The organism is Acidovorax sp. 22279 (genome assembly GCF_052045435.1).
In the GTDB taxonomy this organism is placed as follows: Bacteria; Pseudomonadota; Gammaproteobacteria; order Burkholderiales; family Burkholderiaceae_C; genus Acidovorax; species Acidovorax delafieldii.
In genome coordinates this window covers 64,992-77,695 of record NZ_JBQEOV010000003.1, presented here as the reverse complement: position 1 = coordinate 77,695, position 12,704 = coordinate 64,992, and the positions used below count along the sequence as shown (strand labels likewise).

The 12,704-nt window shown below is 62.3% G+C and carries 18 protein-coding genes; 6 read left to right on the top strand and 12 right to left on the bottom strand.

What is annotated here, in order from left to right; all coding sequences use genetic code 11:
* Positions 1-48: 48 nt before the first annotated feature.
* Positions 49-642, bottom strand: coding sequence for an oligoribonuclease (orn, locus tag ACTJKQ_RS04905; RefSeq protein ID WP_056062110.1), 594 nt, complete (start codon positions 640-642; stop codon positions 49-51).
* Positions 643-679: 37 nt separating this feature from the next.
* Here orn and ACTJKQ_RS04900 point away from each other — a divergent pair, with 37 nt between their 5' ends.
* Genes ACTJKQ_RS04900 through rsgA form a run of 3 tightly spaced genes read left to right on the top strand, consistent with a single transcriptional unit; the run spans position 680 to position 3,279 of the window.
* Complete coding sequence (locus ACTJKQ_RS04900) at positions 680-1,987, top strand: M48 family metallopeptidase (RefSeq protein ID WP_440596193.1); 1,308 nt, start codon at positions 680-682, stop codon at positions 1,985-1,987.
* A complete protein-coding gene (locus tag ACTJKQ_RS04895; protein ID WP_440596192.1) occupies positions 1,984-2,322 on the top strand; it encodes a 4a-hydroxytetrahydrobiopterin dehydratase in 339 nt (112 codons plus the stop codon). Before ACTJKQ_RS04900 ends, ACTJKQ_RS04895 begins: the two co-directional genes overlap by 4 nt.
* A 12-nt stretch (positions 2,323-2,334) precedes the next feature.
* Positions 2,335-3,279: a ribosome small subunit-dependent GTPase A gene (gene rsgA / locus ACTJKQ_RS04890; RefSeq protein WP_440596191.1), complete on the top strand. Its 945-nt coding sequence runs from the start codon at positions 2,335-2,337 to the stop codon at positions 3,277-3,279.
* Positions 3,280-3,328: 49 nt separating this feature from the next.
* Here the strand turns inward: rsgA and ACTJKQ_RS04885 are convergent, their stop codons facing one another.
* The 6 genes from ACTJKQ_RS04885 to rpsP form a co-directional block, all read right to left on the bottom strand.
* Entirely contained in the window at positions 3,329-4,315 is a 987-nt protein-coding gene (locus ACTJKQ_RS04885) for a CobD/CbiB family protein (protein WP_056747487.1), read from the bottom strand.
* A 189-nt stretch (positions 4,316-4,504) separates the two neighbouring features.
* Positions 4,505-5,227 carry a CoA pyrophosphatase gene (locus ACTJKQ_RS04880; RefSeq protein ID WP_260666704.1) on the bottom strand — a complete coding sequence of 241 codons (723 nt, stop codon included), beginning with the start codon at positions 5,225-5,227 and terminating at the stop codon, positions 4,505-4,507.
* A gap of 86 nt (positions 5,228-5,313) precedes the next feature.
* Entirely contained in the window at positions 5,314-5,697 is a 384-nt protein-coding gene (gene rplS / locus ACTJKQ_RS04875) for a 50S ribosomal protein L19 (RefSeq protein WP_056061081.1), read from the bottom strand.
* Between the two features lie 128 nt (positions 5,698-5,825).
* Positions 5,826-6,584 (bottom strand): tRNA (guanosine(37)-N1)-methyltransferase TrmD, encoded by a 759-nt coding sequence (gene trmD / locus ACTJKQ_RS04870; RefSeq protein ID WP_056747486.1) that lies wholly within the window; start codon positions 6,582-6,584, stop codon positions 5,826-5,828.
* Between the two features lie 24 nt (positions 6,585-6,608).
* Positions 6,609-7,181 (bottom strand): ribosome maturation factor RimM, encoded by a 573-nt coding sequence (rimM, locus tag ACTJKQ_RS04865; protein ID WP_116749217.1) that lies wholly within the window; start codon positions 7,179-7,181, stop codon positions 6,609-6,611.
* A 74-nt stretch (positions 7,182-7,255) separates the two neighbouring features.
* Positions 7,256-7,507 carry a 30S ribosomal protein S16 gene (gene rpsP / locus ACTJKQ_RS04860; RefSeq protein WP_015013104.1) on the bottom strand — a complete coding sequence of 84 codons (252 nt, stop codon included), beginning with the start codon at positions 7,505-7,507 and terminating at the stop codon, positions 7,256-7,258.
* A gap of 145 nt (positions 7,508-7,652) precedes the next feature.
* Between rpsP and ACTJKQ_RS04855 the strand changes: the two genes are divergently transcribed.
* Both ACTJKQ_RS04855 and ACTJKQ_RS04850 read left to right on the top strand, forming a co-directional pair.
* On the top strand, positions 7,653-8,174 hold the full coding sequence (locus ACTJKQ_RS04855; protein ID WP_056061071.1) for a GNAT family N-acetyltransferase: 522 nt from the start codon (positions 7,653-7,655) through the stop codon (positions 8,172-8,174).
* Between the two features lie 10 nt (positions 8,175-8,184).
* On the top strand, positions 8,185-8,631 hold the full coding sequence (locus ACTJKQ_RS04850) for a TM2 domain-containing protein (protein ID WP_056747484.1): 447 nt from the start codon (positions 8,185-8,187) through the stop codon (positions 8,629-8,631).
* Positions 8,632-8,748: 117 nt separating this feature from the next.
* On the opposite strand, the gene ACTJKQ_RS04845 is transcribed toward ACTJKQ_RS04850, so the two are convergent.
* The 3 genes from ACTJKQ_RS04845 to ACTJKQ_RS04835 form a co-directional block, all read right to left on the bottom strand.
* Positions 8,749-9,759, bottom strand: coding sequence for an inorganic phosphate transporter (locus ACTJKQ_RS04845; RefSeq protein WP_116749216.1), 1,011 nt, complete (start codon positions 9,757-9,759; stop codon positions 8,749-8,751).
* A 19-nt stretch (positions 9,760-9,778) separates the two neighbouring features.
* Complete coding sequence (locus tag ACTJKQ_RS04840) at positions 9,779-10,426, bottom strand: DUF47 domain-containing protein (protein WP_055403060.1); 648 nt, start codon at positions 10,424-10,426, stop codon at positions 9,779-9,781.
* 160 nt (positions 10,427-10,586) lie between these two features.
* The gene (locus tag ACTJKQ_RS04835; RefSeq protein WP_440596190.1) at positions 10,587-10,949 is read right to left on the bottom strand and encodes a DMT family protein; all 363 of its coding nucleotides are present in this window, start codon (positions 10,947-10,949) and stop codon (positions 10,587-10,589) included.
* Here ACTJKQ_RS04835 and ACTJKQ_RS04830 point away from each other — a divergent pair.
* Positions 10,879-11,178, top strand: coding sequence for a hypothetical protein (locus ACTJKQ_RS04830; protein ID WP_199227680.1), 300 nt, complete (start codon positions 10,879-10,881; stop codon positions 11,176-11,178). The two genes, ACTJKQ_RS04835 and ACTJKQ_RS04830, sit on opposite strands and share 71 nt — an antisense overlap.
* Here ACTJKQ_RS04830 and ACTJKQ_RS04825 read toward each other — a convergent pair.
* Both ACTJKQ_RS04825 and ACTJKQ_RS04820 read right to left on the bottom strand, forming a co-directional pair.
* Positions 11,163-11,891, bottom strand: coding sequence for an ABC transporter ATP-binding protein (locus ACTJKQ_RS04825; RefSeq protein WP_056061060.1), 729 nt, complete (start codon positions 11,889-11,891; stop codon positions 11,163-11,165). The two genes, ACTJKQ_RS04830 and ACTJKQ_RS04825, sit on opposite strands and share 16 nt — an antisense overlap.
* A gap of 2 nt (positions 11,892-11,893) precedes the next feature.
* Positions 11,894-12,688 carry an ABC transporter ATP-binding protein gene (locus tag ACTJKQ_RS04820; protein WP_056061058.1) on the bottom strand — a complete coding sequence of 265 codons (795 nt, stop codon included), beginning with the start codon at positions 12,686-12,688 and terminating at the stop codon, positions 11,894-11,896.
* Positions 12,689-12,704 lie beyond the last annotated feature (16 nt).

Below are 12,704 nucleotides of genomic sequence, written 5' to 3'. Positions count from 1 at the left end.
CTCACAAGGGCTCCCCCGCCCCTAACAAAAGGGATGAGAAGCAGTGTCTTAAGACGTTTTCACATCCACGGCCAACAGGTGCTGACGGTAATGCGCCAGCTCGTCGATGGACTCGTGGACATCGGCCAGGGCCGTGTGTTTTTGCGCTTTCTTGAAGCTGGTGTATGCCTCGGGCTTCCAGCGCTTGGCCAGCTCCTTGAGCGTGCTCACATCCACATTGCGGTAGTGAAAGAACCGCTCGAGCTTGGGCATGTAACGCACCAGAAAACGCCGGTCCTGACCGATGCTGTTGCCGCACATGGGCGCGGTGCCCTTGGGAACGTACTGGGCCAGGAAAGCAAGGATCTTCTGTTCCGCTTCCTCCTCCGTCACCGTGGACGCCTTCACCTTGTCGATCAGGCCGCTGCGGCCATGCGTGCCTTTGTTCCAGGCATCCATCTTGTTCAGCAATTCATCCGGCTGGTGAATGGCAAACACGGGGCCTTCGACGCGGGGTTCCAGGCTCGGACCGGTCACGACCACGGCGATTTCCAGCAGGCGGTCGGTGTCGGGCTCCAGGCCGGTCATTTCACAGTCCAGCCAGACCAGGTTCTGGTCGGATTTGGCAAGCGTGGCAGGGGTGGGGTTGTTGGCTTCTGACATGGCGCGCATTGTCGCCGATGGCCTAAACTCGCCGCACATGCCCACCTCCGACGACATTTCCCCCTCTTTGCTGTTCACCCTGGCCTTTGCAGCCGCGCTGCTGCTGGGCCTGGCCCTCAAGTTCTGGCTGGCGACGCGCCAGGTCCGGCATGTTGCACGCCATCGCGCTGCGGTACCGGCACCGTTTGCCGAGCGCATCGCCCTGGCGGCGCACCAGAAGGCGGCCGACTACACCATCACCAAGGCCTGGCTGGGCATGCTGGAGATGGCGTTGGGCGCGGCCGTGCTGCTGGGCTGGACCTTGCTGGGCGGCCTGGACGCACTGAACCAGGCGCTGCTTGGCGTGCTGGGCGGCGGCATGTGGCAACAGATGGCATTACTCGTCGCCTTTGCCGCCATCAGCGGCCTGATCGACCTGCCCCTGTCGCTGTACCAGACGTTTGTTGTGGAAGAACGGTTTGGGTTCAACAAGATGACCTGGCGCCTGTGGCTGGCGGACGCCCTCAAAGGCCTGCTGGTAGGCGCCATCATCGGGCTGCCCATTGCCGCGCTGATCCTCTGGCTGATGGGCGCTGCAGGCCCGCTGTGGTGGCTGTGGGCCTGGTGCTTCTGGATGGGTTTCAACCTGCTGCTGATGGTGATTTACCCCACCTTCATCGCACCGTTGTTCAACAAATTCCAGCCGCTTGAAGACGAGTCGCTCAAAGCCCGCGTGACTGCGCTGATGCAGCGTTGCGGCTTCTCGGCCAAGGGCCTGTTCGTGATGGACGGGAGCCGCCGCAGCGCACACGCCAATGCCTATTTCACAGGCTTTGGTGCCGCCAAGCGCGTGGTGTTCTACGACACCCTGCTGCGCCAGCTGGCACCTGGCGAGGTCGAAGCTGTGCTGGCCCATGAGCTGGGCCACTTCAAGCACCGCCACATCATCCAGCGCATCGTGATGATGTTTGCGCTCAGCCTGGCGGGCTTTGCGCTGCTGGGCTGGCTTTCCACACAGGTCTGGTTCTACACCGGTCTGGGTGTGCGGCCCAACATCTCGCTGGACCCGGCCATGGCCGCCGCACCCAATGATGCGCTGGCACTGCTGCTTTTCATGCTGGTCGTTCCGGTATTTACCTTCTTCATCTCGCCGCTGTTTTCGCAACAATCGCGTCGCCATGAGTTCCAGGCGGACGCGTATGCCGCGGCCCAGGCCAGCGGCGCAGACCTGTCGTCGGCCTTGCTCAAGCTGTACGAAGACAACGCCTCCACGCTCACTCCCGACCCGGTCTACGTGAAGTTTTACTACTCGCATCCACCCGCCACAGAACGGCTGGCGCGCATGCAAACCCTTGCTCACCCATGACTACCATGTTGAAGAAAAAAGACTGGTCCACGCTGACCCGCCGAGCCCTGACAGCTACAGAAATAGTAGCAAACCTGGCCAAACTGGAGGGCTGGAGCCTCAGTGGCGACGGCGCCAACGTCGCCATCGAGAAGACCTACCACTTCGCCAACTACTACGAGACGATCTCGTTCGTGAACGCATTGGCGTTCATCGCCAATGCGCAAGACCACCACCCCGATCTGTCTGTGCACTACAACCGCTGCGTGGTGCGACTGAACACGCACGACGTGCATGGCATCTCCAGCACCGACTTCGAGTGCGCCACCCAGTTCGACGCACTGGTCTCACTGTGAGGCAGGCCCACCATGGCTGAACGCAGCGCCCTCATGGAAGGTACCGTGGTGGCCAGCCATGGGCGCCACTGCATGGTCGAGACCCCGGATGGGGAGCGCCGCATCTGCCACCCCCGCGGTAAAAAAAGCCAGGCCGTCGTTGGCGATCATGTGCTATGGCAGGCACCGCCGCCCGGGCAAGGCGAAGAAGGCACCATCGAAAAGGTCAAGCAACGGCGCAACCTGTTCTACCGACAGGACGAGATTCGCACCAAATCTTTCGCCGCCAACCTCGATCAGGTGCTCATCCTGATTGCGGCGGAACCGGTGTTCTCCGAAAGCCAGCTATCACGGGCACTGATTGCTGCAGAGGCGGAGGGCATCAAACCCGTCATTGCACTCAACAAGAGTGATCTGGTCGAACCCTTCGCCCGCGCATGGGAGCGACTGCTGCCGTACCGGCACATGGGCGCAGGCAAACACTATGGCGTGCTGCCGCTATCTCTGGCGCTGTCCAGCGATGTGGACCGCGCCCTGCTCATGGAACACTTGCAGGGCAAGACCACGCTGGTGCTGGGCCCGTCGGGGTCCGGCAAGAGCACGCTGATCAACCTGCTGGTGCCGGGCGCCTCGGTGCTCACCGGAGAAATCTCGCAGGCCCTGAATTCAGGCAAACACACCACCACCAGCACCCACTGGTACTGGATGGATGCGGCGCGCACCACGGCACTGATCGACTCGCCAGGGTTCCAGGAATTCGGGCTGCACCATATCGCCCCCATGCAGCTGGCGGCCTGTATGCCCGACATCGCCGAGCATGCAACGGCCTGCAAGTTCTACAACTGCACCCACCTGCATGAGCCGGGGTGCGGTGTGCTGGATGCAGTCAAAAAGGGCCAAAGCGCTGGAGGAATAAGCCCTTATCGCTACAAAATATATAGCGATTTATTTGAAGAGCTGAGTCACACCCGGTATTGACCGGCGTATGCCAGCGGCGCCACGCGAGATGGCGCGACAGGTGAACGGGCTAGCCGAGCAACCGGGCCAGCGTCAGCAGCGCCAGCAGCAGCATCCAGACCACCACCGAGCGCCACACCAGGCCCACCACGCTACGAAGGTGGCCTACTTCAGGCTCTCGGCCGGGGGTGGAGTCGCTGTCACCCATGTCGGCATCAATCTCCAGACCCTGTGGCGCATGCAGCTCGGTGCGCGCCTTCAACGCCTCACCGCCCAGGCGCACATTGATGGCCCCTGCAGTGGCGGCAAGAACCACACCATCGTTGTCGTTGGGAAACCGCTGCGCATGAAAACGCCAGCCTTCAATCGCTTCTTCAAAACTGCCGACAACCGCAAAGCTCAGAGCCGTGAGCCGCGCAGGCAACCAGTCGATGGCAGTCCAGGCCTGGGCGGACGCCTGCTGCAAGGACTCGCTGGCGGGCAATGCGCCCGTGCGCTGCTTGTAATGCCAGTAGCGAGAGACAAATTCAGCCAGGCGATACAACACCGCCCCCGTCGGCCCCAGACCCAGCGCAGCCAGCACCGAGAACCACGCCAACACCCCAAATACATGCCGGTGCGCAGCCAGCACCGAATACTCGATCACATGGCGCACGATCTCGCTGCGCGGCAGCGCGCCCACATCCACCTGTTGCCAGTGCGCGAGGCGCTCGCGCGCCGCGTCTTCGTCACCCTCTTCCAGCGCATCGCGGATGCCGGTGAAGTGGTGGCTGAACTGCCGAAAACCCAGCGTGACATATAGCACCGCCACGCTCCAGAGCACCGCAAACGGCCAGCCGAGACCCCACAGCAGCAGCCAGTGGATGCCCAGTGTGACCAGTGCGGGAACGAGTACCGCGAGGCTCCACGCCACCCACCCGTGGTGCGATTTGCCCGCGTCGAAATTGCGGCTCACGGACAAGGCCCATGCACGCAGCCCCGCGTGGATGGGATTGCTGCGAGCCAGAGGGCGTGCCTGCTCGATCAGCAGAGCGAACAGGATGGCAAAGAAACTCATGGGGGGCAATGATACTGGCGCCAAGCCACGGGAGCACGTGATTCCGCCGAACCTCAGCAACACATCCTCCAATGAAGCGGGGACCCCACCCGCAGCCCTCAAAGCCCACATGGCCGAAGCCAGAGCCCCACGTGAGGGGTCGCGCTGCCACACACCGGGTGCGTCCGCGCGAAGCGCCTCAGGGGTGCTTCATTCAGCCATCATGAACCGGTAGAAATTGCGCAGCATGCCAGCCGTGGCGCCCCAGATGAAATGGGTCTTGTCGCCTTGCTGGTAGGGCATGGAGAACCATTCGCGGTGCACGCCATCACGGTCAAACACATGGCGGCGATGGTGAGCTGGGTCGAGCAAAAAGGCCAGCGGTACCTCAAACAGGTCGGCCACCTCATACGGGTTGGGCCGAAGCACACAGTCCGGCTGCACAAGGGCGACCACCGGGGTGATGATGAATGACGAGCCGGTCACGTAGGTGGGCAAGGTCCCCAGTACCTCGACAAATTCACGGTCCAGGCCCACCTCCTCCTGCGCTTCGCGCAAGGCGGTTTCAGCAGCACTGGCGTCTTCCGGATCAGCCCGCCCGCCCGGGAAGGCCACCTGCCCGGAATGGGTGGACAGATGTGCGGTGCGCTCCGTCAACAGCACCATGGGTTGCTCGCGCAACACGATCGCCAGCAACACGGACGCGTGGGCTGGCTCGCGGTTCATGAACTTCTTTTCCAGCACCACCTCCGGCTCCCACCGGGGTGGCTGTGCAAAACGCGCACGCAGCGCATCGGGCGTCTGCACAGCCAGGGGCACGGCGGGCAGGTGCGCATCCACCCCGACCACCGGCACCGTGCGAGGGTCAAAGTCGGGCAGGCTCGACAGAGGCGCAATGACCGATGAGACAGCAGGAGGAGAAGAAGGGTTCACAAAAAGCAGGTTCCACGGACAAAAAAAAAGCCGCTACAGGCAGATGCTGTAGCGGCTTGTCAGGACAGGCCCTCGCCTTGCTTGAATTAAGCGGCGGTAGCAGCAGCCTTGACGCGCGAAGGCAGCTTTTCCTTGATACGCGCCGACTTGCCGCTGCGGTCACGCAGGTAATACAGCTTGGCACGGCGCACATCACCGCGGCGCTTGACTTCGATGCTGGCAATCAGCGGGCTGTAGGTCTGGAACGTACGCTCCACGCCTTCGCCGCTGGAGATCTTGCGCACGGTGAAGCCGCTGTTCAGGCCACGATTGCGCTTGGCAATCACCACGCCTTCGTAAGCCTGCACGCGCTTGCGGGTACCTTCCACCACGTTCACGCTCACGATGACGGTGTCACCAGGGGCGAATTCGGGGATGGTCTTGTTCAAGCGGGCAATTTCTTCCGCTTCCAGGGTCTGGATCAGGTTCATGTGAGTTTCCTAGTGATCTTGTCCGCGCCAAAAATGGCTGCGTCGGGATTGACGTCTCAGTGTTTTGCGGGAGAACTCCCAGTCAAAACGGCCGGCCAGAGGATCGAAAAGCCTTTGATTATAGCAATTCAGCCGAGCTTGGCCAATACGGCTTCATCGGCGGGTGCCAAACGCCCCGCTTTGCGCGCGGCATCAATGAGATCAGGCCGGTGGCGGGCCGTGGTGGCCAGGCGCTGATCACGCCGCCAGCGCTCGATCTGCGCATGGTGACCCGACATGAGGGCCGCTGGCACCTGCTGCCCTGCCCACTCTTCGGGCCGCGTGTAATGCGGGCAGTCCAGCAAGCCATCGAGCGCGGGATTGAAGCTGTCGAGCTGGTGGCTGCCCTCATCGTTGAGCACCCCGGGCTGCAGGCGCGCCACAGCGTCCAGCAGCGCCATGGCAGCAATCTCGCCGCCCGAGAGCACGAAGTCGCCCAGGCTCATCTGAACATTCACATGGGTGTCAATGAACCGCTGGTCTATGCCTTCATAGCGTCCACACAGCAACACGGCCCCCTCGCTGGCAGACCAGCGCTCCACGGCGGCGTGGTTCAGCGACTCGCCAATGGGGGAAAAAAGAACCAGCGGCGCCTCGCCGCCCTCGGGCTCACCACGCTCTGCCCGGATGGCCGCAAGGCACCGCGCCAGGGGCTCGGCCATCATCACCATGCCCGGGCCACCGCCAAACGGGCGGTCATCCACCCGGCGGTAGTTGCCGTCGGCGTAGTCGCGCGGGTTCCACAGGCGCACATCGACCTGGCCACTGGCATAGGCGCGCCGGGTCACACCGCTCGCCAGGAAGGGCGCGAACAGCTCGGGAAAGAGGGTGATGATGTCAAAGCGCATAGGGCGCGGCTCGTGACGGCGCGGTCAGTAGTCGGGCTGCCAGTCCACAGTGATGCGTTTTTCAGCCAGATCCACCTTGTCCACGAAAGCCGAGACAAACGGAATCATGCGCTCCTGTGCCTTGCCGTCCTGCTCATAGGCCAGCACCAGCACGGTCTGGGGACCGGTGGACATCAACTCGCGCACCTCGCCCAGCGCCACACCTTCACGGTTGAAGACCGACAGACCGATCAGATCGACCCAGTAGTACTCGTCTTCGGAGGTGGATGGAAAACTGGATCGCGGCACAAAAATCCGCGCACCGCGCAACGCCTCTGCACCATTGCGGTCATCAATGCCCTGCGCCCAGGCCACCACGGAGTCCGAATGATCCTTGGCCTGGCGGATGGGCAGAAGCACGGTGCCGCTGAAGGTCTTGGCACCACGCTCGGAGGGCTGCAAATACCAGCGTTTGGACGAAAAAAGCGCCTCGGGATTGCTGCTGTGCGACAGCACCTTGAACCAGCCCTTGATGCCCCAGGCATCTGCGATGCGCCCCACTTCAACGGCGTCGGCAGGCAGTTCTGCGGGTTCGAGGGTCAACGGTGTGGTGGCCATGGCAGTGAATCCAGAATGAGAAAAGGGCGGGTTCCGCCAGACCAGCCGACGGAACCCGCCCTTTTCAGGGAGCTTTAAGCAGCCTTCTTGGCGGCTTGCTTGATCAGGCGGTCCACCGTGGGGGAGGACTGGGCGCCAACGCCCACCCAGTAAGCCAGACGGTCTTGCACGATGCGCAGGCCTTCTTCAGATTCCTTGGCGGTGGGGTTGTAGAAGCCGATGCGCTCGATGAAGCGGCCATCACGGCGCACGCGCTTGTCAGCAACGACGATGTTGAAGAAAGGACGGCCCTTGGAGCCGCCGCGGGAGAGTCGAATGACGACCATGATTTATCCTTCGGGTGGTGAACTCCGGCAACATTTGCCGTAAGCCACAGTGTTCGCAACCATATTCGCAACGCTTGAGACACGCGACATGGCCACCCGGCCAGCGACACGCTGCAAAGCCTGCGATTATATCCATTTCCCCAAAATGCCCTCTATCCGCCCCAGCACTGACAGCGATATTCCTGCCATCACGGCCATTTACCAACACCATGTGCTCCACGGCACGGGCACCTTCGAGATAGATCCCCCCTCCGAAGCCGACATGGCAAGCCGCCGCGCTGACGTGCTGGCGCGTGGCCTGCCCTGGCTGGTTGCGGAGAAAGACGGTCAAGTGCTGGGCTTTGCCTATGCCAACTGGTTCAAGCCACGCCCTGCCTACCGTTTCTCGGCCGAAGACTCGATCTACGTGGCCGATCAGGCCCGCGGCATGGGCCTGGGCCGCAAGCTGCTGGCCGAGCTGGCGGTACAGGCCGAAGCGGCTGGCGTGCGCAAGCTGCTGGCGGTGATTGGAGACTCTGCCAACGCAGGCTCGATCGGCGTGCACCGGGCCCTGGGCTTCACCGATGTGGGCATCATGCGCTCGGTGGGCTGGAAGTTCGGCGCCTGGCGCGACATCGTGCTCATGGAAAAGACCCTGGGCGCGGGCGACACCACTTCTCCCGAATAGCGCGGCCCCCATGAAAAACAAAACCGTAGCCGCCTGGCTCGCCTTTGTCGGCGGACCTCTGGGCCTGCACCGCTTTTACCTTCATGGCCTGTCCGACATGCTCGGCTGGTTGTTGCCCATCCCCACGGCGCTGGGCATCTATGGCATTCAGCGGGTGCAACAACTCGGCCAGGACGACCACTACAGCTGGGCGCTGATACCGCTGCTGGGCTTCACGATTGCCGCCTGTGCGCTGCGTGCCATCCTGTACGCGCTGATGACGCCCGAGGCATGGAATGCGCGCTACAACCCCAGCGCCGCACCAGACGCCGCGCCGGGCAGGACGCAATGGATCACCGTGGGCGCCATCGTGGTGTCCCTGCTGATCGGGACCACGGTACTGATGGCCAGCCTGGCGTTCAGTTTCCAGCGGTACTTTGAGTACCAGATCGAGGAAGCGCGCAAGATCTCGCAGTGATCCGCTGGCAGGCGCCAATGCAAACGCCCCATCGAATTCACACTCAGTGGGGCGTATGCGCCAGTGTTGATTGCCTTGAATGCTATCTATTCAATAGCATTCGCGATAACCCCGCCATCAGAACAGCTGCAGGCTGATCCAGTAGGCGACGGCGGCCACAAAGGCGCTCGCCGGGATGGTCAGAATCCACGCCCAGATGATGTTGCCGGCAACGCCCCAGCGCACGGCGCTGGCGCGCTGGGTGGAGCCCACACCGACGATGGCGCCCGTGATGGTGTGCGTGGTGGACACCGGAATGCCCAGTGTGGTAGCCAGGAACAAGGTCAGCGCCCCACCCGTTTCGGCGCAGAAGCCGCCAACCGGCTTGAGCTTGGTGATCTTCTGGCCCATGGTTTTGACGATGCGCCAGCCACCAAACATGGTGCCCAGGCCGATAGCCACGTAGCAGCTGATGATGGCCCAGGTGGGTGGCGAGGCGTCAGACGCCGACGCATACCCGGTGGCAATCAGCAGCAGCCAGATGATGCCGATGGTCTTTTGCGCATCATTGCCGCCGTGGCCCAGGCTGTAGGCGCCCGCAGACAACAGCTGCAACCGGCGGAACCACTTGTCCACCTTGCTGGGGCGCGTGCGCCGGAAGATCCAGGCCACCGCCACCATCATGAGCGAACCCAGCGCAAAACCCAGCAGTGGGGACACAAAGATGAACGCCACGGTCTTGAGGATGCCTGCCGAGATCAGCGCCCCCGCACCGGCCTTGGCAATCACAGCGCCCACAATGCCGCCGATGAGGGCGTGCGAGGAGCTGCTGGGGATGCCGTAGTACCAGGTGATCACGTTCCAGGTGATCGCGCCCACCAGGGCGCCAAACACCACGTGCGTGTCCACAATGCCGGGCTGCACGATGCCCTTGCCCACCGTCGCTGCCACGCTCAGGTGAAAGACAAAAATCGCCACAAAGTTGAAGAAGGCGGCAAACAGCACCGCCTGCGCGGGCTTGAGCACGCCGGTGGAGACCACCGTGGCGATCGAATTGGCCGCGTCGTGGAACCCGTTCATGAAGTCGAACAGGATTGCCAGGGCCACAAGCAGAACCACAACCCAGAGGGCCGTCTGTACGGTTTCCATACTGGTCAGCCTGCGCGGATCAGGAGTTCTCGAGGACGATGCCCTCGATGCAGTTGGCCACGTCCTCGCACTTGTCGGTGATCGTCTCCAGCAGTTCGTAGATGGCCTTGAGCTTGATCACCTCGCGGACATCGGGCTCCTCGCGGAACAGCTTGCTCATGGCGCTGCGCATCACGCGGTCGGCGTCGGATTCGAGCTTGTCGATCTCCTCGCAGGTCTTGAGCGCGGCCTCGGCCACAGCCGGGTCGGCGATCTTGTCGAGCAGCTTGACGGCATCGCGCAGGCGCTCGCAGCACTTGAGGCTCAGGTCCGTGAGACGGGTGATTTCTTCCGTCATGTGCCGCACGTCGTACAGCGCCATGGTTTCAGCCGAGTCCTGGATCAGGTCGGCCACATCGTCCATGGTGTTGATCAGCGTGTGGATCTGCTCACGGTCGATGGGGGTGATGAAGGTCTTGTGGATGGCCTTGTTCACCTCGTGCGTCACTCGGTCGGCGGCACGCTCGGCGTTGTCCACATCCTGGTTGTACTTGTCGCGCAGGTGCGGATCACTGTAATTGGCCACCAGCTGCGAAAAGGCCCGTGCCGCCTCGACGATGCGGTCCGCATGCTGGTTGAACATTTCGAAAAAATTGCCTTCGCGTGGCAACAGCTTGGCAAACAGCATGGGAGAGGCTCCTGGAACGGGATCGAATTTTGAAAATTGGCAAAGCCATGACAGAACCATGACTTTTTCGTGACCCGGGGAGTTTAACCGTCCACCCCCGACGGGCCGATGCCTGCGCAGCATGCGGGCATGCGCCGGGGCAAGCCCTGGCGCGCGCGGCTCAGGCGCTGCGGAAGATGAAGTACACCGCGCCCACCAGGCACAACCCCGCCCAGAGGTAGTCCCACTTCAGGGGTTGCCCCATGTAGAACACGGCGAAGGGCACAAACACACCCAGCGTGATGACCTCTTGCATGATCTTGAGCTGCCCCACGTTGAACTGGGTGAAGCCAATGCGGTTGGCCGGCACCTGCAACAGGTATTCAAACAGTGCGATACCCCAGCTGACGAGGGCCGCGACATACCACGGCGAAGACGCCAGGTTCTTCAGGTGGCCGTACCACGCAAAGGTCATGAAGATATTGCTGGCAGTGAGCAGCAATACCGTTTGCAAAGAAATAGGCAGGGATTGGAGCGCGTTCATGGTGGAGCGGCAGGCTGGGGAAGTGAACGAAGCGGCCGATTATGAACAAAACCGATCGATTGTGCTGGTGTTACATACCTTGTCAGCTATATTTTTAATAGCAATTTACTGCAACACCACCCCCACCAACAGACATAAAAAAAGGCACTCCCGAGGGAGTGCCTTGCTGGACAGCCGCCGCACCACACCAGCGGTGCGCAGGCTTTCGGTCGCTTATTCGCCCAGGTAGGCAGCGCGCACCTTGGGGTCGTTGAGCAACTGCTGGCCAGGGCCCGACATGGTGATCAGGCCGGACTCCATCACGTAGCCGCGGTCGGCAATCGCCAGCGCGCGGCTGGCGTTCTGCTCCACCAGCACGATGGTCACGCCCAGCGCGTACACGTCGCGCACCACTTCAAATATCTTGTCCACCATGATGGGGGACAGGCCCATGGAAGGCTCGTCCAGCAGCAGCACCTTGGGTTGGCTCATCAGCGCTCGGCCCATCGCCAGCATCTGCTGCTCACCGCCCGACATGGTGCCGGCCAGCTGGTCCTTGCGCTCGCGCAGGCGCGGGAAAATGGTGAACATCTTCTCGATGTCAGCCAGGATGCCGGCCTTGTCGGAGCGCGTGTAGGCGCCCATTTGCAGGTTTTCAGTGATGGTCATGCGCGCAAACACGCCACGGCCTTCCGGCACCATCACCAGGCCCTTCTTCACCAGGTCCCAGGCGCCCTTGCCCTTGATGCTTTCGCCCAGGTACTCGATGTCGCCGTCGTTCATGGCCAGGGTACCAGTGATGGCCTTCATGGTGGTGGTCTTGCCCGCACCGTTGGAGCCGATCAGCGAGACCAGCTCACCTTCACGCACTTCGAAGTCCACGCCCTTCACGGCCTGGATACCGCCGTAGGCCACTTTCAGGCCCTTGACCTGCAGCAGTACCTTGTTGGATTTTTCGGCCATTCTCAATGTCCTCCGGTGCCCAGATAGGCCTCAATCACTTTTTCGTTCTTCTGCACTTCGGCAGGGTTGCCTTCGGCGATCTGCTTGCCATAGTCGAGCACCGTCACACGGTCGCACAGGCCCATCACCAGCTTCACGTCGTGCTCGATGAGCAAGATGGTGCGGTTGTCTTTGCGGATGCGGTCGATCAGCTCGCGCAGCAGCACCTTCTCGGTGGCGTTCATGCCGGCGGCGGGCTCGTCCAGCGCAATCAGTTGCGGATCGGTGGCCAGGGCCCGGGCGATCTCCAGGCGGCGCTGGTCGCCATAGCTCAGGGTGCGCGCCTTGTAGTCGGCAAACTTGCCAATGCCCACGTAGTCGAGCAGTTCCTGTGCGCGCTTGGCGATGGCCAGCTCTTCTTCCTTGAAGCCCTTGGTACGCAGCACAGCGCCCAGCAGGCCGGACTTGGTACGGATGTGGCGGCCCACCATCACGTTTTCCAGTGCCGTCATTTCTGCAAACAGGCGGATGTTCTGGAAGGTGCGCGCAATGCCTGCCTTGGCCACTTCGTGCACGGCCGTGGGCTCGTAAGGCTTGCCAGCCAGTTCAAAGGTACCGCTGTCGGGGGTGTACAGGCCGGTGATCACGTTGAAGAACGTGGTCTTGCCTGCGCCGTTGGGGCCGATCAGGCCATACACCTGGCCTCGCTCAATGGTGATGCCCACGTCGGAGAGGGCTTGCAGGCCGCCGAAGCGCTTGGAAATGCCGGCAACCCGCAGCACCACGTCGCTGGCTGATTTCTGAATGTTCTCTGCCATGTTCTAACTTTCTGCG